The organism is Citrobacter sp. Cf087, from assembly GCF_030334285.1.
In the GTDB taxonomy this organism is placed as follows: domain Bacteria; phylum Pseudomonadota; class Gammaproteobacteria; order Enterobacterales; family Enterobacteriaceae; genus Citrobacter; species Citrobacter freundii.
This window is the reverse complement of sequence record NZ_JAOWED010000022.1, coordinates 147540-168921: the sequence shown is the minus strand read 5'-3', so window position 1 is coordinate 168921 and position 21382 is coordinate 147540. Positions and strand designations below refer to the sequence as shown.

General features: G+C 50.2%; 16 protein-coding genes. 5 read left to right on the top strand and 11 right to left on the bottom strand.

Going from position 1 to position 21382, the window contains the following annotated elements:
- Window positions 1-138: 138 nt before the first annotated feature.
- From rpsA to OGV57_RS02750, 6 genes are all read right to left on the bottom strand, one after another.
- Window positions 139-1812 carry a 30S ribosomal protein S1 gene (gene rpsA / locus OGV57_RS02775; protein ID WP_003035776.1) on the bottom strand — a complete coding sequence of 558 codons (1674 nt, stop codon included), beginning with the start codon at window positions 1810-1812 and terminating at the stop codon, window positions 139-141.
- Window positions 1813-1925: 113 nt separating this feature from the next.
- A complete protein-coding gene (cmk, locus tag OGV57_RS02770) occupies window positions 1926-2609 on the bottom strand; it encodes a (d)CMP kinase (protein WP_003035772.1) in 684 nt (227 codons plus the stop codon).
- Between the two features lie 171 nt (window positions 2610-2780).
- Complete coding sequence (loiP, locus tag OGV57_RS02765) at window positions 2781-3542, bottom strand: metalloprotease LoiP (protein WP_049001090.1); 762 nt, start codon at window positions 3540-3542, stop codon at window positions 2781-2783.
- A gap of 138 nt (window positions 3543-3680) precedes the next feature.
- Window positions 3681-4964, bottom strand: a complete 1284-nt coding sequence (gene aroA / locus OGV57_RS02760) for a 3-phosphoshikimate 1-carboxyvinyltransferase (RefSeq protein WP_054528232.1) — start codon at window positions 4962-4964, stop codon at window positions 3681-3683.
- 69 nt (window positions 4965-5033) lie between these two features.
- Entirely contained in the window at window positions 5034-6122 is a 1089-nt protein-coding gene (gene serC, locus OGV57_RS02755; RefSeq protein ID WP_016149863.1) for a 3-phosphoserine/phosphohydroxythreonine transaminase, read from the bottom strand.
- A 212-nt stretch (window positions 6123-6334) separates the two neighbouring features.
- A complete protein-coding gene (locus OGV57_RS02750) occupies window positions 6335-7027 on the bottom strand; it encodes a DUF421 domain-containing protein (RefSeq protein ID WP_054528231.1) in 693 nt (230 codons plus the stop codon).
- Between the two features lie 136 nt (window positions 7028-7163).
- On the opposite strand from OGV57_RS02750, the gene ycaO reads away from it, so the two are divergent.
- The 4 genes from ycaO (at window position 7164) to pflA (ending at window position 13455) form a co-directional block, all read left to right on the top strand.
- Window positions 7164-8924: a 30S ribosomal protein S12 methylthiotransferase accessory factor YcaO gene (ycaO, locus tag OGV57_RS02745; protein WP_003836899.1), complete on the top strand. Its 1761-nt coding sequence runs from the start codon at window positions 7164-7166 to the stop codon at window positions 8922-8924.
- A 405-nt stretch (window positions 8925-9329) separates the two neighbouring features.
- The gene (focA, locus tag OGV57_RS02740) at window positions 9330-10187 is read left to right on the top strand and encodes a formate transporter FocA (protein WP_003035756.1); all 858 of its coding nucleotides are present in this window, start codon (window positions 9330-9332) and stop codon (window positions 10185-10187) included.
- 59 nt (window positions 10188-10246) lie between these two features.
- Entirely contained in the window at window positions 10247-12529 is a 2283-nt protein-coding gene (gene pflB, locus OGV57_RS02735; protein WP_003035753.1) for a formate C-acetyltransferase, read from the top strand.
- A gap of 185 nt (window positions 12530-12714) precedes the next feature.
- Window positions 12715-13455, top strand: coding sequence for a pyruvate formate lyase 1-activating protein (pflA, locus tag OGV57_RS02730; RefSeq protein WP_003035751.1), 741 nt, complete (start codon window positions 12715-12717; stop codon window positions 13453-13455).
- A 43-nt stretch (window positions 13456-13498) separates the two neighbouring features.
- Here the strand turns inward: pflA and OGV57_RS02725 are convergent, their stop codons facing one another.
- Together OGV57_RS02725 and OGV57_RS02720 are read right to left on the bottom strand one after the other, a co-directional pair.
- Window positions 13499-14920, bottom strand: coding sequence for an amino acid permease (locus OGV57_RS02725; RefSeq protein WP_003035749.1), 1422 nt, complete (start codon window positions 14918-14920; stop codon window positions 13499-13501).
- Between the two features lie 220 nt (window positions 14921-15140).
- Window positions 15141-16289: an MFS transporter gene (locus OGV57_RS02720; RefSeq protein WP_046671307.1), complete on the bottom strand. Its 1149-nt coding sequence runs from the start codon at window positions 16287-16289 to the stop codon at window positions 15141-15143.
- 383 nt (window positions 16290-16672) lie between these two features.
- Here OGV57_RS02720 and ycaC point away from each other — a divergent pair, with 383 nt between their 5' ends.
- Entirely contained in the window at window positions 16673-17299 is a 627-nt protein-coding gene (gene ycaC, locus OGV57_RS02715; RefSeq protein WP_003035746.1) for an isochorismate family cysteine hydrolase YcaC, read from the top strand.
- Between the two features lie 109 nt (window positions 17300-17408).
- Here the strand turns inward: ycaC and OGV57_RS02710 are convergent, their stop codons facing one another.
- Genes OGV57_RS02710 through dmsA form a run of 3 tightly spaced genes read right to left on the bottom strand, consistent with a single transcriptional unit; the run spans window position 17409 to window position 21346 of the window.
- A complete protein-coding gene (locus OGV57_RS02710; protein ID WP_049015937.1) occupies window positions 17409-18272 on the bottom strand; it encodes a dimethyl sulfoxide reductase anchor subunit family protein in 864 nt (287 codons plus the stop codon).
- A 1-nt stretch (window position 18273) separates the two neighbouring features.
- The gene (gene dmsB, locus OGV57_RS02705) at window positions 18274-18891 is read right to left on the bottom strand and encodes a dimethylsulfoxide reductase iron-sulfur subunit DmsB (RefSeq protein ID WP_003836904.1); all 618 of its coding nucleotides are present in this window, start codon (window positions 18889-18891) and stop codon (window positions 18274-18276) included.
- A 10-nt stretch (window positions 18892-18901) separates the two neighbouring features.
- Window positions 18902-21346 (bottom strand): dimethylsulfoxide reductase subunit A, encoded by a 2445-nt coding sequence (dmsA, locus tag OGV57_RS02700; protein WP_003836906.1) that lies wholly within the window; start codon window positions 21344-21346, stop codon window positions 18902-18904.
- Window positions 21347-21382: the final 36 nt, after the last annotated feature.

The window sequence follows — 21382 nt, the reverse complement described above, 5'->3', positions numbered from 1 at the left end:
GCATAATTAGCTGCTGCATTGATTAAGGGCGGCCGTAGCCGCCCTTTGTCATTGATTACAGGACGAATCCTGTAATCTGTCAAGCTACTCGTCATCCTTTGTGCCGTTAACAGCACAAAGGATTTAGAGCACTCGATATTACTCGCCTTTAGCTGCTTTGAAAGCTTCAGCCATTGCGTTGTTAGAGAAGTTAGCATCTTCCTGTTTGTTAACAGTTGCGATTGCATCTTTCTCATCAGCTTCGTCTTTAGCACGAACAGACAGGCTGATTGCACGGTTCTTACGATCAACGCCGGTGAATTTAGCTTCAACGTCGTCGCCTACGCTCAGAACCAGAGTTGCATCTTCAACGCGGTCACGTGAAGCTTCAGAAGCGCGCAGGTAACCTTCAACGCCGTCAGCCAGTTCTACGGTTGCGCCTTTAGCGTCAACTGCAGTGACTTTACCGTTTACGATTGCGCCTTTCTTGTTCAGTGCAACCCAGTTGTTGAACGGATCTTCTGCGAGCTGTTTAACGCCCAGAGAGATACGCTCACGCTCTGCGTCAACCTGCAGAACAACTGCTGCGATTTCGTCGCCTTTTTTGTATTCACGAACTGCTTCTTCGCCTGCAACGTTCCAGGAGATGTCAGACAGGTGAACCAGGCCGTCGATGCCGCCGTCCAGGCCGATGAAGATACCGAAGTCAGTGATAGACTTGATTTTACCTTCAACACGGTCGCCCTTGTTGTGGGTTTCCGCGAACTGCTGCCATGGGTTGTTTTTGCACTGCTTCAGACCCAGGGAGATACGACGACGTTCTTCGTCGATATCCAGAACCATAACTTCCACTACGTCGCCAACGTTAACAACTTTGGACGGGTGGATGTTTTTGTTGGTCCAATCCATTTCGGAAACGTGAACCAGGCCTTCAACGCCTTCTTCGATTTCAACGAAGCAGCCGTAGTCGGTCAGGTTGGTCACGCGACCAGTCAGTTTGGTACCTTCTGGATAACGCTTAGCGATAGCTACCCATGGATCTTCGCCCAGCTGTTTCAGGCCCAGAGATACACGAGTACGCTCGCGGTCGAACTTCAGCACTTTAACAGTGATTTCGTCGCCAACGTTTACGATTTCGCTCGGATGCTTAACGCGTTTCCATGCCATGTCGGTGATGTGCAGCAGGCCGTCAACGCCACCCAGATCAACGAATGCACCGTAGTCAGTGAGGTTCTTAACGATACCTTTAACTTCCATGCCTTCCTGCAGGTTTTCCAGCAGCTGATCGCGTTCTGCGCTGTTTTCGGATTCGATAACGGCACGACGGGAAACAACAACATTGTTACGCTTCTGATCCAACTTGATTACTTTGAATTCAAGCTCTTTGCCTTCCAGGTGCAGCGTGTCGCGGACCGGACGAACGTCTACCAGGGAACCCGGCAGGAACGCGCGAATACCATTCAGCTCAACAGTGAAGCCACCCTTGACTTTGCCATTGATAACACCAGTAACGGTTGCAGCTTCTTCGTAAGCTTTTTCCAGCGTGATCCAAGCTTCGTGACGTTTAGCTTTTTCACGGGACAGCAGGGTTTCACCGAAGCCGTCTTCTACTGCATCCAGAGCAACGTCAACTTCGTCACCAACCTGGATTTCCAGCTCGCCCTGGGCGTTTTTGAACTGCTCTGCCGGAATGGCGGACTCAGATTTCAGACCAGCGTCAACCAGTACTACGTCTTTGTCGATAGCAACAACAACACCACGAACGATGGAACCCGGACGGGTTTCGATTTCTTTTAAGGATTCTTCAAACAGTTGAGCAAAAGATTCAGTCATGTTTAATCTTCAGGTTTCATATTTAACGTCCACCTGGCTCCATGCCGGATGGGGTTGTTTAACATACCCGCTGTCAATCCATTGCAACGGGGGTACTGCAAATTCGGTCGCACTTAAGCGAGAGCCAGTTTTTGGCGCGCGTATTGTAACGCTTTTTCAATCACTTGCTCAATGCTTAATCGGGTTGAATCCAAAACTAAAGCATCAGCAGCAGGAACCAGCGGCGCTACAGCACGGTTACGATCGCGATAATCGCGTTCTTCGATCTCGGCCAAAAGGCGTTCAAAGTTAACACTAAAGCCCTTCTCCTGCAACTGTAGCATACGTCTATGCGCACGTTCTTGCGAGGAGGCGTCCAGAAAAATTTTCACCGGCGCATCCGGGAACACCACGGTCCCCATATCACGTCCATCAGCAATCAGACCTGGGGTTTCGCGAAATGCGCGTTGACGACGTAAAAGCGCTTCACGCACGCGAGGAAACGCCGCGACCTGAGAGGCGGCATTCGCCACTTCCTGAGTGCGTATTTCACCGCTGACATCCTCACCTTCAAGAATGACTTCAAGGTTGCCGTCTGTTGAGATAAAACGCACATCCAGGTGTGAGGCAAGCGGTACCAGAGCATCTTCAGAAGTGACATCAACATGGTGATGTAACGCTGCGAGCGCCAGTACGCGGTAGATCGCGCCTGAATCTAACAGATGCCACTGCAATGCTTCCGCCATTGCCTTGCACAAGGTGCCTTTTCCTGCACCGCTTGGGCCATCAATGGTAATAACCGGGGCAATTGCCGTCATCTTTTTCTCCTTAAACGGGCGTACATTAACGTGAACGCCGCGCATTATACGCGCCAACGCTAATGATCGTTAATACAGAGTGTAAAAACCCGATTAGTCTGTAACGATATGTGGAAGAATTGCGCAATTATAGCGGGCTGGCGAGAAACCAGCCCGGAAGATGGCACTGTTTTACTTTTTATCTGCTGCGATACGTTCACGCATATGCTGAGCGCGATCGTCAGATGCCGGATGAGAATCCATCAGTGATTTTGCATGGCCTGCGTCCATCGTGGCAAACTTATCAAACGCAGTCACTAACCCCTGACGGTCAATACCGCGTTTTTTCAGCAAATCATAGGAAAAGTCATCCGCATCCGATTCCTGGCTACGGGAGAAGGCTGAGTTAATCACACCTTCCGCCAGATCGCCCAACTGAGACTGGGAAAGCTGAGAAGCGACGCCGCTGGTCGCAGAAATAGCATCGCGCGCAGCAAGTGTGGCATACGCGGTCTGCATTGCTTTACGTGAGTGCCCTAAAGAAACATGGCCCAACTCATGACCCAGCACGCCTTCAATTTCATTGTCGGTCATCAGGTCCATCAAGCCCGAATAAACACGTACACATCCATTCGCCATTGCCCAGGCATTGATATCACTGGTCATATAAACTTTATAGTTGACCGGCGTTCCATCAATGTTATTACCCAACGCTTTCGCAATTTTATTCAGACGCTTAGTGTATTTGCTTTTTGCGCCCGCCAGCTGGTTTTCACTATCCATCTGCTTACATGAGCTGTTAGAGAGGGATTTGACATCAGCGTCGGTAAGCGTCGCAGCTTTATAAGCTGCCATACCAGAACTGGCAACAAGGTCGCCATTTACGCCATTTTTACAACCTGCCAGCAACGTAGCGGAAACAGTCAATGCCAAAAAGAGTGATTTATTTTTCATGCTAATCTTCCGATGATATTCATAATAAAAACAAATAAATAAGTTAAATCATCCACAAGTTAGCATTAGTTGTAAGCGTAAAAACAGTGCGGTTACGGACACCGAAACGCCAGTCCGGGGACCGGCGTTTCGTGAAGATCAGGCAGGAGTACTAATACGCGCCAGCTGTTCGAAATAATCCGGGAAGGTTTTGGCGGTACATTTTGGATCAAGAATGGTCACAGGCGTGTCAGACAGCGCCACCAGCGAGAAACACATCGCCATGCGGTGATCGTTGTAGGTCGCGATGTCCGCAAATTGCAATGTTGCAGGCGGGGTGATGCGGATAAAGTCATGCCCCTCTTCCACTTCCGCGCCCACTTTGCGTAACTCCGTCGCCATCGCGAACAGACGATCGGTCTCTTTGACGCGCCAGTTGTAGATATTACGTAATATCGTGGTGCCTTTCGCAAACAGCGCCGCCGTTGCAATGGTCATCGCCGCATCAGGAATATGGTTCATATCCATATCCACTGCGTTCAACTCGCCGCGAGTACAGGCAATAAAATCGTCGCCCCATGTAATGGTAGCACCCATTTTTTCCAGTACATCGGCAAAACGAATATCACCCTGCATGCTGTTACGGCCAATCCCGGTAACTTTTACCGTACCGCCTTTAATGGCACCCGCCGCGAGGAAATAGGAAGCGGAAGAAGCATCGCCTTCAACCAGGTATGCACCCGGTGACTGGTACTGCTGCTGCCCCTTCACGACAAAGCGCTGGTAGTTTTGATTTTCAATTTCAACACCAAACGTTTTCATCAGGTTCAGTGTGATATCAATGTAAGGTTTGGATACCAGGTCACCTTTAATTGCAATCGTCGTATCCTGCGGCGCAAGCGGCGCAGTCATCAGCAGCGCAGTGAGGAACTGGCTGGAAACGCTACCGTCTACCTCAACCTGGCCACCGGTAAAGCCACCGCGCAGACGTAAAGGTGGATAGTTTTCCTGCTCCAGATAGTCAATTTTGGCTCCGCCCTGGCGCAGCGCATCAACCAGATGGCCAATCGGGCGCTCTTTCATGCGCGGTTCGCCCGTCAGCACGATGTCATTGCTGCCCAGACATAGCGCTGCGGCCAGCGGGCGCATGGCGGTTCCGGCATTACCAAGGAACAGTTCCACTGAGCCTTGCGCATGTAATGCACCACCATTGCCAATAATCTCGCAGCGGGTACGATCAGCAGAAAGGGTATAGCTAATCCCTAACACATTCAGAGCATTGAGCATATGGCGAACATCATCGCTGTCCAGCAGGTTGGTCAGGACAGTGGTGCCATTGGCTAATGCGGCCAGCAGCAAAGCGCGGTTAGAAACACTTTTGGATCCAGGCAGATTGATTGTGCCATCCACCCGCGCAATGGGTTGTAACGTCAGGGATTCCATGAAACTCGACTCTCAAAAACAGACATAAAAACCCCACAGACGGGCTGTGGGGATGAAAAGTACAGCAGATTAGCCGCGACGGCGTTCAAAATCGACCATGAAATCGGTCAGTGCTTTTACACCTTCAAGCGGCATTGCATTGTAGATGGACGCACGCATACCGCCGACCACACGATGCCCTTTCAGCGCGTGCAGGCCCGCAGCAAAAGACTCTTCCAGGAACAGTTTATCCAGTGCGCTGTCAGCCAACTGGAACGGTACGTTCATGCGTGAACGGTTGGATTTCGCCACATCGTTACGGTAGAAATCGCTGTTATCAATTACGCCGTACAGCAGTTCCGCTTTTTGCTGGTTAATCTTATCCATTGCATTAACACCGCCCTGCTTTTTCAGCCATTTAAAGACCAAGCCAGACAGATACCAGGCAAAGGTTGGCGGTGTATTGAACATGGAGTCGTTGTCATTCAGCACGGTATAGTCGAGGATTGACGGGCATGATACATGAGCTTTACCCAGCAAATCTTCACGGACGATGACAATCGTCAGGCCGGCCGGGCCGATGTTTTTCTGTGCCCCGGCATAAATTACGCCGTAACGGCTAACGTCAAGCGGTGCGGAAAGAATGGTAGAGGACAGATCAGCCGTGACCACAACGTTGCTGGCAAAATTCGGTGTTTCATCGATCGCAATGCCATCGATAGTTTCGTTCGGACAATAGTGCAGGTACGCCGCGTTATCAGAAAGCTGCCATTCACTCATCGGCTTAACAGCACGCAGGCCGTCAACGCTGACTTTGGCATCAATAACGTTTGGCGTGCAGTATTTTTTCGCTTCTTTAATTGCACTGGCGGCCCAATAACCGGCATCGACGTAATCCGCGGTGGTTTTATCACCCAGAATATTTAACGGGATACCCGCGAACTGCCCACGACCACCGCCATGGCAGAACAACACTTTATAGTTGGAGGGGATGCTAAGAAGATCGCGAAAATCCTGCTCCGCTTCCTCGGCGACCTGGATGAATTCTTTGCCACGGTGGCTAATTTCCATCACCGACGTGCCAAGACCGTTCCAGTCGCGAAGATCCTGTTGAGCCAGTTTAAGTACTTCTGCCGGTAGCATTGCCGGACCTGAACTAAAATTAAAGACCTGAGCCATTTCCCCTCACCACGTTGTGTTGTTGTCCAATCCACATCCTGTCATTGACGATAATCCGGTGACAGACATTGGTATAAGTTATTCCTGTGGATATCGGTTTTATCATTCAGTGACACGCGCCGCAATGGGTAAAACTGACCAGGGTAAAAATGTGTCATTGGTCACACAACAGAATCTATCGGATTGACGGGTAAAAACCGAGATTTTTGCTGTCAGGTAACCCGTTTTGCCTGACTGGCCTTCGACCATTCTGGATTTGCACAGCGTGGACATAATTGATGATCTCCGGCGTTCATTTGCACCACTTCGCTACAACGTATACAGGCATAGTCCCCTGCTTCAGGCATTACTTTAAATCGTTGCGTACAGTGCTTAGGTAAAATACTGAGCCCCGGCTTTACGTCTTCATCGGCAAAGAAGTAGACGCTGATTTGTCCATTCGTCTCCAGAATAGCCAGTTTTACCTGTCCCAATTGCTCCACGCCGTTCAAACGCAGTTCCATAAAGAATTCAAATTCCGTCATATTGGCACTATTGAGCTTTGACCATGCCAGCTCGCCATCTTCAATGATCACGACGGGTTTGCCCTCCAGCAGGTCCTCCATTTTTTCACTATGCGCCATTAGCCACATTACCAACCGATACAGCACAGCAAGAGTAATAAAAACCACCAGCACTGGCAGCATCGGGACATCGTCATAGAATGCCACGTCTCCCGCTGCAGAACCCAGCGTAAGGATGATCAGCACTTCAAAAAGCGACATCTGGCGTACGCCGCGACGTCCGGTGATTTTTAAAAACAGAAAAACCAATATAAAGGTGTAGAGGCTGCGTAACGCAACTTCCCCCAGAAAATCCATGGGCACCTTATCAAGCGCCATACGGTGCAAATCGAAAGCTTTCATTAATATGCTCTAAACGTAGTTGGCTGTAAGAAAGCATAGCCAATGCTTTTATTTACGCCTGAGCTCCGGCGGCGATAGCGCCGTTCATTGAAAACCCGTATCATTGCGCGCTTTCCGTACGACAAAAGTGATTTTCATGACGCAAACATTTATCCCCGGCAAAGATGCCGCTCTGGAAGACTCCATCGCTCGCTTCCAGCAAAAATTGCTCGACCTCGGTTTTCAAATTGAAGAAGCCTCGTGGTTGAATCCCGTCCCTAACGTCTGGTCTGTACATATTCGCGACAAAGAATGCGCGCTGTGCTTCACCAACGGTAAAGGCGCGACGAAAAAAGCGGCGTTGGCTTCCGCGCTGGGCGAATACTTTGAGCGTCTGTCGACTAACTATTTCTTTGCGGATTTCTGGTTGGGCGAAACTATCGCCAATGGCCCGTTCGTGCATTATCCGAACGAAAAATGGTTCCCGCTGACAGAAGAAGACGATGTACCAGAAGGTTTACTGGATGCACGTCTGCGAGCGTTTTACGATCCAGATAACGAACTGACTGGCAGCATGCTTATCGATCTGCAGTCTGGTAATGAAGAACGTGGCGTCTGCGGCCTGCCGTTTACCCGTCAGTCGGATAACCAGATTGTCTATATTCCGATGAATATTATCGGCAACCTGTATGTTTCTAACGGCATGTCCGCGGGTAACACGCCTAACGAAGCGCGCGTTCAGGGCCTGTCTGAAGTCTTTGAGCGTCATGTGAAGAACCGCATTATTGCGGAAAGCATCAGCCTGCCGGAAATCCCGGCCGAAGTCATGGCGCGCTATCCGGCAGTGGTGGAGTCCATCGCCACACTGGAAGCTGAAGGTTTCCCAATTTTCGCCTACGATGGCTCGCTGGGTGGCAAGTATCCGGTGATTTGCGTTGTCCTGTTCAACCCGACCAACGGTACCTGCTTCGCTTCCTTCGGCGCACACCCGGATTTCGGCGTGGCGCTGGAACGTACCGTCACTGAACTGCTGCAGGGTCGTGGTCTGAAAGATCTTGATGTCTTCACCCCACCGACCTTTGACGACGAAGAAGTGGCTGAACACACTAACCTTGAAACCCATTTCATTGATTCCAGCGGTTTGATCTCATGGGATCTGTTCAAGCAGGATGCCGATTATCCGTTCGTTGACTGGAATTTCTCTGGCACCACGGAAGAAGAGTTCGCCACCCTGATGGCCATCTTCAATGCTGAAGATAAAGAAGTGTATATCGCTGACTATGAGCACCTGAGCGTTTACGCGTGCCGCATTATTGTGCCGGGAATGTCTGACATCTATCCGGCAGAAGATCTGTGGTTAGCTAACAACGCTATGGGCGCCCATCTGCGTGACACCATTCTCTCTCTGCCGGGCAGCGAATGGGATAAAGAAGACTATCTCAATCTGATCGAACAACTGGATGAAGAAGGCTTTGACGACTTCACCCGCGTACGCGAGCTACTCGGTCTGGCGACCGGTGCAGATAACGGTTGGTACACCCTGCGTATTGGCGAGCTTAAAGTGATGCTGGCGCTGGCCGGTGGCGATCTGGAGCAGGCGCTGGTGTGGACAGAATGGACGATGGAATTTAACGCCTCCGTCTTTAGCGCGGAACGTGCAAACTACTATCGCTGCCTGCAAACATTGTTGCTGCTGTCTCAGGAAGAGGACCGTCAGCCGCTGCAATATCTGAACGCATTTGTCCGCATGTACGGCGCAGAGGCGGTTGAAGCGGCAAGTGCGGCATTGAGTGGCGAAGCGCCATTCTACGGGTTGCAAACCGTTGATAACGATCTGCAAGCTTTCCCGGCGCATCAGTCTCTGCTGAAAGCCTATGAAAAACTGCAGCGCGCGAAAGCGGCACATTGGTCAAAATAATGACAGTCAGCCTGCGCTAAGTAGGCTAAAAGTATTGTCTGGGATATATTACGGGGCGCTTTAAGCGCCCTGTTTTTTTATTTTGGTCAAATCGGAAAATAAATGTAAAAACAAGGTTAAATATTAGTAGTTGATATTAAAAAAATTAGCATATTAATGTGGTTTTTTATCTCAATTACTCCATTTTAATTAACCGTCTGACAGGAGACAAAAAGAAAAAATTCAACTCACTTTATAATTTTTAAAATTTATTTTTATATGGATAATCAACAAGTTACTCCGTAATCGCATAAAAACCATGCGTCTTGCGGGCCTATAAGCCAGGCGAGATATGATCTATATCAAATTCTCATCTATAATGCTTTGTTAGTATCTCGTCGCCGACTTAATAAAGAGAGAGTTAGTGTGAAAGCTGACAACCCTTTTGATCTTATTCTACCTGCTGCAATGGCCAAAGTTGCCGAAGAAGCAGGCGTCTATAAAGCAACGAAACATCCGCTTAAGACGTTCTATCTGGCAATTACTGCCGGTGTATTCATTTCAATTGCCTTTGTTTTCTATATCACCGCCACAACCGGTACCGGAACTATGCCTTTCGGCATGGCAAAATTAGTAGGTGGTATCTGCTTTTCCCTGGGGCTGATTCTTTGTGTTGTCTGCGGCGCAGACCTCTTCACCTCAACCGTATTGATTGTCGTAGCAAAAGCCAGTGGTCGTATTACCTGGGGCCAATTGGCTAAAAACTGGCTTAACGTTTATGTCGGTAACCTGGTGGGTTGCTTGCTCTTCGTGCTATTGATGTGGCTTTCCGGCGAATACATGACCGCCAACGGCGCGTGGGGGCTCAACGTCCTACAAACAGCCGACCACAAAGTGCACCATACTTTTGTTGAGGCGGTAAGTCTTGGCATCCTGGCTAACCTGATGGTATGCCTGGCGGTATGGATGAGCTACTCGGGCCGCAGCCTGATGGACAAAGCGTTTATCATGGTATTACCGGTCGCAATGTTTGTTGCCAGCGGTTTTGAGCACAGTATCGCAAACATGTTTATGATCCCTATGGGTATTGTAATACGCGATTTCGCCACCCCGGAATTCTGGACCGCAGTTGGGTCTTCTCCGGAGAATTTTTCTCACCTGACCGTGATGAATTTCATCACCGATAACCTGATTCCGGTTACGATCGGTAACATTATCGGCGGCGGTTTGTTGGTCGGGTTGACATACTGGGTCATTTATCTGCGTGGTAACGATCATCATTAATCTGATGATGCCCATTACACGCAGTAAATAAAAAATCCACTTAAGAAGGTAGGTGTTACATGTCCGAGCTTAATGAAAAGTTAGCCACAGCCTGGGAAGGTTTTACCAAAGGTGACTGGCAGAATGAAGTAAACGTACGTGACTTCATTCAGAAAAACTACACTCCATATGAGGGTGACGAGTCCTTCCTGGCTGGCGCAACTGATGCGACCACTGCACTGTGGGACAGCGTGATGGAAGGCGTTAAACAGGAAAACCGCACTCACGCGCCTGTTGACTTTGACACCTCCGTTGCTTCTACCATCACTTCTCACGACGCAGGCTACATCAACAAAGCGCTCGAGAAGATTGTTGGTCTGCAGACTGAAGCTCCGCTGAAACGTGCGATCATTCCGTTTGGCGGCATCAAAATGGTTGAAGGTTCCTGCAAAGCGTACAATCGCGAACTGGACCCGATGCTGAAAAAAATCTTCACCGAATACCGCAAAACCCACAACCAGGGCGTATTCGATGTTTACACCAAAGACATTCTGAACTGCCGTAAATCCGGTGTTCTGACTGGTCTGCCAGATGCGTATGGCCGTGGCCGTATCATCGGTGACTACCGTCGCGTTGCGCTGTACGGTATCGACTACCTGATGAAAGACAAATACGCTCAGTTCGTCTCTCTGCAGTCCGATCTGGAAAACGGCGTAAACCTGGAAGCAACTATCCGTCTGCGTGAAGAAATCGCTGAACAGCACCGCGCTCTGGGTCAGATCAAAGAAATGGCTGCTAAATATGGCTGCGATATCTCTGGTCCGGCTACCAACGCTCAGGAAGCTATCCAGTGGACTTACTTCGGCTACCTGGCCGCTGTTAAATCTCAGAACGGTGCAGCAATGTCCTTCGGTCGCGTATCCACCTTCCTGGATGCTTACATCGAACGTGACCTGAAAGCAGGCAAAATCACCGAGCAAGACGCACAGGAAATGATCGACCACCTGGTCATGAAACTGCGTATGGTTCGCTTCCTGCGTACTCCTGAATATGATGAACTGTTCTCCGGTGACCCGATTTGGGCAACTGAATCTATCGGTGGTATGGGCGTTGATGGCCGTACTCTGGTTACCAAAAACAGCTTCCGCTTCCTGAACACCCTGTACACCATGGGTCCTTCTCCGGAGCCGAACATCACTGTTCTGTGGTCTGAAAAACTGCCTCTGAACTTCAAGAAATTCGCCGCTAAAGTGTCCATCGACACCTCTTCTCTGCAGTACGAGAACGATGACCTGATGCGTCCGGACTTCAACAACGACGACTACGCTATCGCTTGCTGCGTAAGCCCGATGGTTGTTGGTAAACAAATGCAGTTCTTCGGTGCGCGTGCAAACCTGGCGAAAACCATGCTGTACGCAATCAACGGTGGCGTTGATGAAAAACTGAAAATGCAGGTTGGTCCTAAATCTGAACCGATCAAAGGCGACGTTCTGAACTTCGACGAAGTTATGGACCGCATGGATCACTTCATGGATTGGCTGGCTAAACAGTACGTCACTGCACTGAACGTTATTCACTACATGCACGACAAGTACAGCTACGAAGCCTCTCTGATGGCGCTGCACGACCGTGACGTTATCCGCACCATGGCGTGTGGTATCGCTGGTCTGTCCGTTGCTGCTGACTCCCTGTCTGCAATCAAATATGCGAAAGTTAAACCGATTCGTGACGAAGACGGTCTGGCTATCGACTTCGAAATCGAAGGCGAATACCCGCAGTTTGGTAACAACGACTCTCGCGTTGATGACATGGCGGTTGACCTGGTAGAACGTTTCATGAAGAAAATTCAGAAACTGACTACTTATCGTAACGCTATCCCGACTCAGTCTGTTCTGACCATCACCTCTAACGTGGTTTATGGTAAGAAAACTGGTAACACCCCAGATGGTCGTCGTGCTGGCGCGCCGTTCGGACCGGGTGCTAACCCAATGCACGGCCGTGACCAGAAAGGTGCTGTTGCCTCTCTGACCTCCGTTGCTAAACTGCCGTTTGCTTACGCTAAAGATGGTATCTCTTACACCTTCTCTATCGTTCCGAACGCTCTGGGTAAAGACGACGAAGTTCGTAAGACCAACCTGGCGGGTCTGATGGATGGTTACTTCCACCACGAAGCGTCCATCGAAGGTGGTCAGCACCTGAACGTGAACGTCATGAACCGTGAAATGCTGCTGGATGCGATGGAACATCCGGAAAAATATCCGCAGCTGACCATCCGCGTTTCTGGCTACGCAGTACGTTTTAACTCCCTGACTAAAGAACAGCAGCAGGACGTTATCACTCGTACCTTCACTCAGACCATGTAATTGGTTTTGACTGAAATCGTACTTTAAAAAGCGTACAATAAAGGCTCCACGTAAGTGGGGCCTTTTTAATAGCCTGCTTTGTCAGCCATCTATACTTATGGATAGCAGCCAAAACAGACTCGACACAGTTAATAACTGTGCACTAACACTGGCCCCGGATGGGCCACACCTGGAGAAACACCGCAATGTCAGTTATTGGTCGCATTCACTCCTTTGAATCCTGTGGCACTGTTGATGGCCCGGGCATCCGTTTTATTACCTTCTTTCAGGGCTGCCTGATGCGCTGCCTGTATTGCCATAACCGCGATACGTGGGATACGCACGGCGGTAAAGAAGTTACCGTTGACGAATTAATGAAAGAGGTGGTGACCTACCGCCACTTTATGAACGCCTCCGGAGGCGGCGTGACAGCGTCTGGCGGCGAAGCTATCTTGCAAGCTGAATTCGTACGTGACTGGTTCCGGGCCTGTAAAAAAGAAGGTATTCATACTTGTCTGGATACTAACGGTTTTGTTCGTCGCTACGATCCGGTGATCGATGAGCTGCTGGAAGTCACCGACCTGGTCATGCTCGATCTCAAACAAATGAACGATGAAATCCATCAGAATCTGGTGGGTGTGTCTAACCATCGTACACTCGAGTTCGCGCGTTACCTGTCCAACAAAGACATCAAAGTGTGGATCCGCTATGTTGTCGTACCTGGCTGGTCTGACGATGACGACTCCGCACACCGCCTTGGCGAATTTACCCGCGATATGGGCAACGTTGAAAAAATCGAGCTGCTGCCTTACCACGAGCTGGGCAAACACAAATGGGTGGCAATGGGCGAAGAGTACAAACTGGATGGCGTCAAACCGCCGAAGAAAGAGACCATGGAGCGCGTGAAGGGTATTCTCGAGCAATATGGACATAAAGTGATGTATTGATTTTTATGGTGGGTAACAGATACGTTACCCACCTGACTCTGCCTTAACGCCCTCTTCTCGCCAGTAACGGGAAAATCAATCCCAGTCCAACCAGCACAAATGGCGTCACAATATTCAGCGTGAGCTGGAATGTCCACTCTGGGGTGAAGGCTTCCATTTTCGGGAAAATCCCGGTCAGACAGGCAAATGCGGTAAAGGCAAAGCACCAGATCCCCACGGTCATTGCAAGCGATCGGTTGCGAATAAAGACATATTCCGATTTATATTTTTGCGCCAGACGAATAACGGCAATGAACGCCACAAACACCCATAAATAACGCAATGGCATCACGACAGAGTTAAGATTCAATAGCCATTTATACAGATTGTTCATGTCGCCAATTCCCAGTGTTGGCAACATAATCAGAATCGCCACCAGCACCAGCGTCAGAATATAACCATTTACCGGCGTACCGGAAGCGTTGGTTTTACACAGGCTCTCGGGAATATATTTACGATCAGCATCACCCAGCAGAACTTTAAGCGGTGCATCAATAGAAAATACCAATGCCGCAATCTGTCCCAGCGTATTGGCAATCGCGTAAATAACCATCAGCGAATTACCCATACCATAATACTCACCCAGTTTCTGGAAGGCGTAATATTGACCATTCGTCATCAGGTCATCTGGAATATGCCGGGAGTCAAACATCATTCCCATAGCCAGCGACCCGAGAATCGCACATACCGCCACCATAACAGCCAGAACGAGCATCCCTTTCGGAAATTCTTTGCCCGGATTACGTGTCTGATTAACGTATGGCGAAATTTTCTCCGCGCCGCCCACGGCAAAGACCAGCATGGAGATCGTGGTAATGTAGGTAAAATCAATGTGCGGGATAAACGATTCCCAGGTGATATTAGTTGTCGCTATCTGCACATCCGTAATTGCAGGCGCAGTTACCGCCATCACGACATACAAAATGGACATCACAAACATCGCGATGCCTGCAACTGACCCAACAATTTTCAGCGATTTCATGCCACGGGACGCAACCCACATGAAAAAGACAAACAGCGCCAGTGTCAGCCCCTGCAACGCCACGACGGTGTACTCTTTAATCAACGAACCATCGCCCTTCAGCGCCCATCCCAGCGCAATCAGAATAGCCTGCGGTTTTTGCGCCAGATAAGGAATATGCACAACCCAATAGGTCCATGCAGCAAGATAGGCCAGCCCTGGCCCCATGGTATGTTTAATCCAGGTACTGACGCCGCCTTTACCCTCTTTAAAAGTTGAGCCAAGCTGCCCGACGATCAACGCATAAGGTATAAAATAGAGCGCGAAAATAAAGATCCAAGAGGAGACAACAACTAATCCCTGATTGGCATAGTTGTTAACGACGTTGCCAAAACCCCAAACGGTAATAAAAGACATCAATGCAATGTTGTACCATCGCAATTGTTTTTCCTGCACACCAGCCATACGCAATCCTTCGTGGAAGCTTTATGATTATAAATAAATGAGGCGTGGGATTATGCGCGGTAAAATGAGCGAGCGGAAACGGCAGGATGTAAAACTATAACCTTCTGCACACTTTATTTTCAGGAAAGAAGTGTGTGATTAAATAATGCAGGTTCCCATAAAGCATACATAAACAGTATGTATGCTTTATGGGAACCTGTTCATATTCTGTTAAATCAGGTCAAATGTGCGCAATAGAATTGGGTGTATGGCCCGTTTTACGCAACAGCATCAGTAAATAAATAAACGATACGCTGGCGATCATGATAAACAGCAAGCTATCTGAATAATTCTGCATCAGCATCGCAGTAAATGAAGGACCCAGCAGACTGCCCACGGTATAGCTCAATAACAATGCCTGATTCATGGCGACCAGCTGATGATGTTCCACCTTTTCACAGGCCCAGGCCATCGCGACCGGGTAGAGGGTAAAGCCTGCCGCACCCAACATAAACAACGCGGGCGCCATCGCCGCCTGATTCAGCATGGCGATACTCCCGACGATCACCACGAAGACCTGGACGCGTAAAACCAACAGTCGTCCCAGCTTGTCCGCCAGACGGCCAATCGGCCATTGCCCCAGAATACCTGCACTTACCAGGACCGCCATCCAGAAACCAATGCTGGCGTTACTCACCCCCTGATGATTGAGATACAGCGGCATCAGGCCATATAAAGACCCCAGCACAATCCCGGAAATAATACAGCCATTCACGCCCAGACGCGCCTGGCGGAGTTTCAGCATGGAGACAATAGGCGTAGACCGTTGCTCATCACCCTGCTGATTGGCAATGCGCGTAAACAGCAGCGGCAAAACACCCGCCAGGATAGTACCCGTCACCCACGGCAGGACGTTCATCAATTCCGTGGATACTTTACTCACCAGCAGCTGGCCTAAAAACGTCCCCACGTAATAGATCATCATATAGGCGGCAAGCAAACGTCCGCGATTACGCGAAGTCCCGCTGCACATCAGCGCGCTTTCCACCACCACCCAAATCATGGCGCAGCCAACACCGGCGATAAAACGCCAGGTCATCCAGCTCCAGAATCCCACCATAATCCCCAGCCCGACACAGCCCGCGGCAAAAATAAGCGAGGCGATGTAATAGCTGCGGTTAAAACCCAGATGTTTTATTAAATACCCTGTCAACAACGTCCCTACCAGATTACCGGTAAAGTAGGACGAGCTCACCACGCCTACCTGCCAGGTGGGCAGATTTTCATGGGCGAGCCAAAGCGGGACGAGCGTGTTTAACACGGCGATCGCCAGGGTCAACAGAAGTAGCCCGCACAGCAATAGCATGACGGGACGGGTATAGGTGGACATGAATAAAAACCGTGAGGAAGTTCAAATTTCATGCGCATCATGCCACTGCTAAAAACATTGTCAATCGGCGTAATCAGAGGGCTGAGGCGCTTTCTGGTCGATCGATTTGCATTACTGATTCTTAATGTGAATAGATAAAAAATACAAAATCACATCTGCTTGTTTTTATTGATCTAAAACAAAAATCTCGCGTTACGTTCAGTCGAAAAATTTCATGGATTACCCTTACTTTTATTTCTTACTAAACTCAATGCGGGATGCTGAGCTGCATTGTCTTCAAAATAGAACAGTGAGTTCTTATTTAGGCATCTACTCCAGATATCGTTCTTTTCGTAGACTTAAACTCATCAAATTTCCCCACTGAGCTGAACAGGAGAAATATCATGACTAAACCTTACGTAAGACTTGATAAAGATAATGCGGCAGTACTGCTGGTCGACCATCAGGCAGGCCTGCTCTCTCTGGTTCGGGATATCGATCCCGATAAATTTAAAAACAACGTGCTAGCCCTGGGTGACTTAGCAAAATACTTCAACCTCCCAACCATTCTGACAACCAGTTTTGAGACAGGACCAAACGGGCCGCTGGTACCGGAACTGAAAGCGCAATTTCCCGATGCGCCCTATATTGCTCGCCCAGGAAACATTAACGCATGGGATAACGAAGATTTCGTGAAGGCAGTGAAAGCGACCGGCAAAAAGCAGCTGATTATCGCCGGTGTCGTGACAGAAGTTTGCGTCGCCTTCCCTGCGCTCTCAGCTATTGAAGAAGGCTTTGACGTCTTTGTGGTAACCGATGCTTCAGGCACATTTAATGAAATTACCCGTCATTCAGCTTGGGATCGGATGTCTCAAGCAGGCGCTCAGTTGATGACATGGTTCGGAGTAGCGTGCGAGCTGCACCGCGACTGGCGCAACGATATCGAAGGTCTGGCAACGCTGTTCTCGAATCACATTCCGGACTACCGCAATCTGATGACCAGCTACGACACGTTAACTAAGCAGAAGTAAAACCAGGGCGAAAGCCCTAGCCTGACATATTGCCTGATGACGCGCAGCTTTAAGGCCTACAGATCTGTAGGCCTGATAAGACGCAAACCGCCATCCGGCATAGTTTGGATTAACTCGCCACCGCCATACCGACTGTCATATGCAGCCCGTAGAACACGCCACGACCAATCAGCTCGCCGACTAACAGCAAAATAAACGCCACGGAAAGCAGCGGAACAGCAGGCTGGTAGCCCTTCACTTGCGGTACAATCCAGCAGCACAACGCTAATGCCAGCGCCACAATCCGCCACGCCATCAGCGAGCCGTAATCCGGAACCAGCGCAGAAGCCTGTTGAACAGAACTGTGGATCGTCGCCAGTTCAGCCCCCTGCATGACAGACATAATGGCGCTTACGACCAGAGCAAGCACTGAAATTGCCGGCAGCAGGCGCATCGCCCAACCATCCACGCCAGCAATTCTCAGTAACAGATACCCCAGCAGCGGACCGCCCATAAACATCGTCAGGAAGAAGCCCAGCGGAGTCCAGACGCTGTACCAGGTCGGCACAGTATCAATGGTGTTATAAACGCGTACCATCATCCAGACAAAAATCACACCCAGCACCATGGTGACAACTAACCACAGATTGCGTAATGCGGGCGACATTTTTTTCAACGTGGCCAGCAGCCAGCCGATACCACCAACGGCAAAGAAGATTGAACCGCTGGCAATTTCGTTACTCAACGCCGAAGACCCTACGCGATTGAGCGAGTTAAAGGCGCGCATCGGTGAGCCCAGGTGGAGCATAGAAGCAATGAAGCCAATGCCCATTAATACCCACAGCCCAAACATGCAGGCAATCACGCGCTGCTGCGATTCTGGACGTAAGTCACCTTTCATCAACGCCAGCGCCAGAACGATAAAGCCACCAACCACACACTGTCCGAAGACCGTGAAGATCATCAGCGGCCATTCATGCCATCCACTTCCCATCTTACACCTCCTTCGGATTGGCCAGATAACCTGTGGTATCCCCGGTCGGGCGGCTATTGGCGTTAGGTTTGATGACAATACTCGGTTTGGTAAAGTGCGCGCCCGGTAGTGGTGCAACCGCAGCCAAAGCACCGTGTTTTTTGCGCAGTTCATCAATTGGGCCAAAATCCAGCGCACGCAGTGGACAGGACTCGACGCAGATAGGTTTCTTACCTTCAGCGACGCGCTCATGGCAGCCATCGCATTTAGTCATATGCCCTTTTTCAGCATTGTACTGCGGCGCGCCGTAAGGACAGGCCATGTGGCAATACCGACAGCCAATGCACACGTCCTCATCGACAACGACAAAGCCATCTTCACGTTTGTGCATGGCGCCACTCGGACACACCTTGGTACAGGCTGGGTCTTCGCAGTGGTTACACGCAATGGAGAGGTAATAGGCAAAGACATTCTGATGCCAGACGCCGTTATCCTCCTGCCAGTCACCGCCCGCGTATTCATAAATGCGGCGGAAGCTGACTTCCGGGGTTAAATTTTTGAAGTCTTTGCAGGCCAGTTCGCAGGTTTTGCAACCGGTGCAACGGCTGGAATCAATAAAAAATCCATACTGGGTTGTCATCGGTTACTCCTTACACCTTTTCAACCTGAACAAGGTTCGTGTGTGATGGGTTCCCCTTCGCGAGAGGAGACGGACGCTGGGTCGTCAGGACGTTAATACAACCGCCCTGGTCCACGCGTTTTGCGTCCGGGTCATACCACGCCCCTTCGCCTAGTGCCACCACGCCAGGCATCATACGCGGCGTTACTTTCGCCTCGATGTGCACTTCACCACGATCGTTAAAGATGCGCACCTTGTCGCCGTTGTTAATGCCGCGTCTCTGCGCATCCATCGGGTTGATCCACATTTCCTGACGGCAGGATGCTTTCAGAACATCAACGTTGCCATAGGTAGAGTGGACGCGAGATTTGTAGTGGAAGCCGGTCAATTGCAGAGGGAATTTCTCCACCAGAGGATCGTTTATGCTTTCAAATCCTGGGGTATAAATCGGCAGTGGATCAATCACATCACCTTCCGGCAGTTCCCAGGTCGCCGCGATCTCGGCAAGTTGCTGCGAATAAATTTCGATCTTACCTGACGGAGTAGTCAGCGGATTGGCGTCAGGATCCTCACGGAACGCCTTGTACGCCACGTGATGCCCCTGTGGGTCACGCTGTTTAAAGATCCCCTGCTTGCGGAATTCTTCAAACGTTGGCAGTTCAGGAATCGCTTTGCGCGACTGCTCGTACAGATGACGCATCCACTCTTCCTGAGTGCGACCTTCTGTAAACTGCTGCTCAACGCCAAGGCGTTTCGCAAGCTCGCTGGTCATCTGGTAGATAGTCTTGCATTCGAAGCGTGGTTTGATCGCCTGATCGGTGAAAATCACATACGACATATTCCCGCAGGAGGCATCCAGTGCGAAGTCCATCTGCTCCGAAGCGGTACAGTCCGGCAGCAAAATATCCGCGTATTTCGCCGAGGAGGTCATATGGCAGTCGATGACAACGATCATCTCGCACTTCTTATCATCCTGTAGGATTTCGTGTGTGCGGTTGATGTCGGAGTGCTGGTTAATCAGGCAGTTACCCGCATAGTTCCAGATCATCTTAATCGGAACATCGAGCTTATCTTTACCACGAACACCGTCACGCAGCGCCGTCATCTCCGGACCTCGCTCAATGGCGTCCGTCCACATAAACATCGAGATACTGGTTTCTACAGGGTTTTCCAGCGTAGGCATACGTTCAAACGGCAAACTGTATGAGCCCTCACGCGCCCCGCTGTTGCCGCCGTTAATCCCAACGTTACCGGTCAGAATAGCCAGCATAGAAATGGCGCGGGTCGCTATTTCACCATTAGCATGACGCTGCGGTCCCCACCCCTGGCTGATGTATGCCGGTTTAGCGCTACCGATTTCACGTGCCAGTTTGACGATTCGTTCAGCAGGAATCCCGGTAATTTGCGCTGCCCATTCCGGGGTCTTGGCAATACCGTCTTTGCCCTGCCCAAGAATATACGCCTTATAGTGACCGTTTTTCGGTGCATCTGCCGGTAAGGTTTTCTCGTCGTAACCTACGCAATATTTGTCAAGGAACGGTTGATCAACCATGTTTTCGGTGATCAGAACATACGCCAGCCCATTTACCAGCGCGGCATCCGTACCAGGACGGATGGGGATCCACTCATCTTCACGACCCGCACCAGTATCCGTGTAGCGAGGATCGATAATGATCATGCGGGCATTGGATTTCTGTCGCGCCTGTTCAAGGTAATAGGTTACCCCACCCCCGCTCATACGGGTTTCACCTGGGTTATTCCCGAACAGAACCACCAGCTTGCTGTTTTCAATGTCTGACGGGCTGTTACCGTCTGCCCAGCCGCCGTAGGTGTAGTTCAACCCGGCAGCGATTTGCGCTGAAGAGTAGTCACCGTAGTGGTTCAGGTAGCCACCACAGCAGTTCATCAGACGTGCTACCAGCGTTTTGCCCGGTGGCCAGGAGCGTGTCAGGGTGCCGCCCAGCGTACCTGTGCCGTAGTTCAGGTAGATAGACTCGTTGCCGTAGTCTTTGATAAGACGCTGCATATTGCTGGCAATGATGTCGTAGGCTTCATCCCAGCTGATACGCTCAAATTTACCTTCGCCACGCTTGCCGACGCGTTTCATCGGGTATTTCAGACGATCGGGATTATAGACGCGACGACGCATGGAGCGACCTCGCAGACAGGCGCGTACCTGATGCAAACCGTCGTAGTTGTCATCACCGGTGTTGTCGGTTTCAACATACTTTATTTCACCATCTACCACGTGCATACGCAGAGGACAGCGGCTACCACAGTTCACCGTACACGCGCTCCAGATGACTTTCTCACTGGCCTGTGTTGGATTAAGGGCTTCTGCAGCATTTGCAATACGGGTAAATGGCAGGGTAAACGCGCTACTGGCCACCGCCAGTCCGCCTATCGCCGTCGTTTTCACCAAACCTCGGCGACTAACCTCAGCTGCCAGCATGGCATCGGGGATCTTAGTTTTCATAGTGGCTCACTCTGCTGCTCACAATAAACAAAAGGC

Coding starts and splice junctions, on each gene's coding strand:
- rpsA (WP_003035776.1), bottom strand. CDS start 1,812: ATGACTGAATCTTTTGCTCAACTGTTTGAAGAATCCTTAAAAGAAATC.
- cmk (WP_003035772.1), bottom strand. CDS start 2,609: ATGACGGCAATTGCCCCGGTTATTACCATTGATGGCCCAAGCGGTGCA.
- loiP (WP_049001090.1), bottom strand. CDS start 3,542: ATGAAAAATAAATCACTCTTTTTGGCATTGACTGTTTCCGCTACGTTG.
- aroA (WP_054528232.1), bottom strand. CDS start 4,964: ATGGAATCCCTGACGTTACAACCCATTGCGCGGGTGGATGGCACAATC.
- serC (WP_016149863.1), bottom strand. CDS start 6,122: ATGGCTCAGGTCTTTAATTTTAGTTCAGGTCCGGCAATGCTACCGGCA.
- OGV57_RS02750 (WP_054528231.1), bottom strand. CDS start 7,027: ATGAAAGCTTTCGATTTGCACCGTATGGCGCTTGATAAGGTGCCCATG.
- ycaO (WP_003836899.1), top strand. CDS start 7,164: ATGACGCAAACATTTATCCCCGGCAAAGATGCCGCTCTGGAAGACTCC.
- pflB (WP_003035753.1), top strand. CDS start 10,247: ATGTCCGAGCTTAATGAAAAGTTAGCCACAGCCTGGGAAGGTTTTACC.
- pflA (WP_003035751.1), top strand. CDS start 12,715: ATGTCAGTTATTGGTCGCATTCACTCCTTTGAATCCTGTGGCACTGTT.
- OGV57_RS02725 (WP_003035749.1), bottom strand. CDS start 14,920: ATGGCTGGTGTGCAGGAAAAACAATTGCGATGGTACAACATTGCATTG.
- OGV57_RS02720 (WP_046671307.1), bottom strand. CDS start 16,289: ATGTCCACCTATACCCGTCCCGTCATGCTATTGCTGTGCGGGCTACTT.
- ycaC (WP_003035746.1), top strand. CDS start 16,673: ATGACTAAACCTTACGTAAGACTTGATAAAGATAATGCGGCAGTACTG.
- OGV57_RS02710 (WP_049015937.1), bottom strand. CDS start 18,272: ATGGGAAGTGGATGGCATGAATGGCCGCTGATGATCTTCACGGTCTTC.
- dmsB (WP_003836904.1), bottom strand. CDS start 18,891: ATGACAACCCAGTATGGATTTTTTATTGATTCCAGCCGTTGCACCGGT.
- dmsA (WP_003836906.1), bottom strand. CDS start 21,346: ATGAAAACTAAGATCCCCGATGCCATGCTGGCAGCTGAGGTTAGTCGC.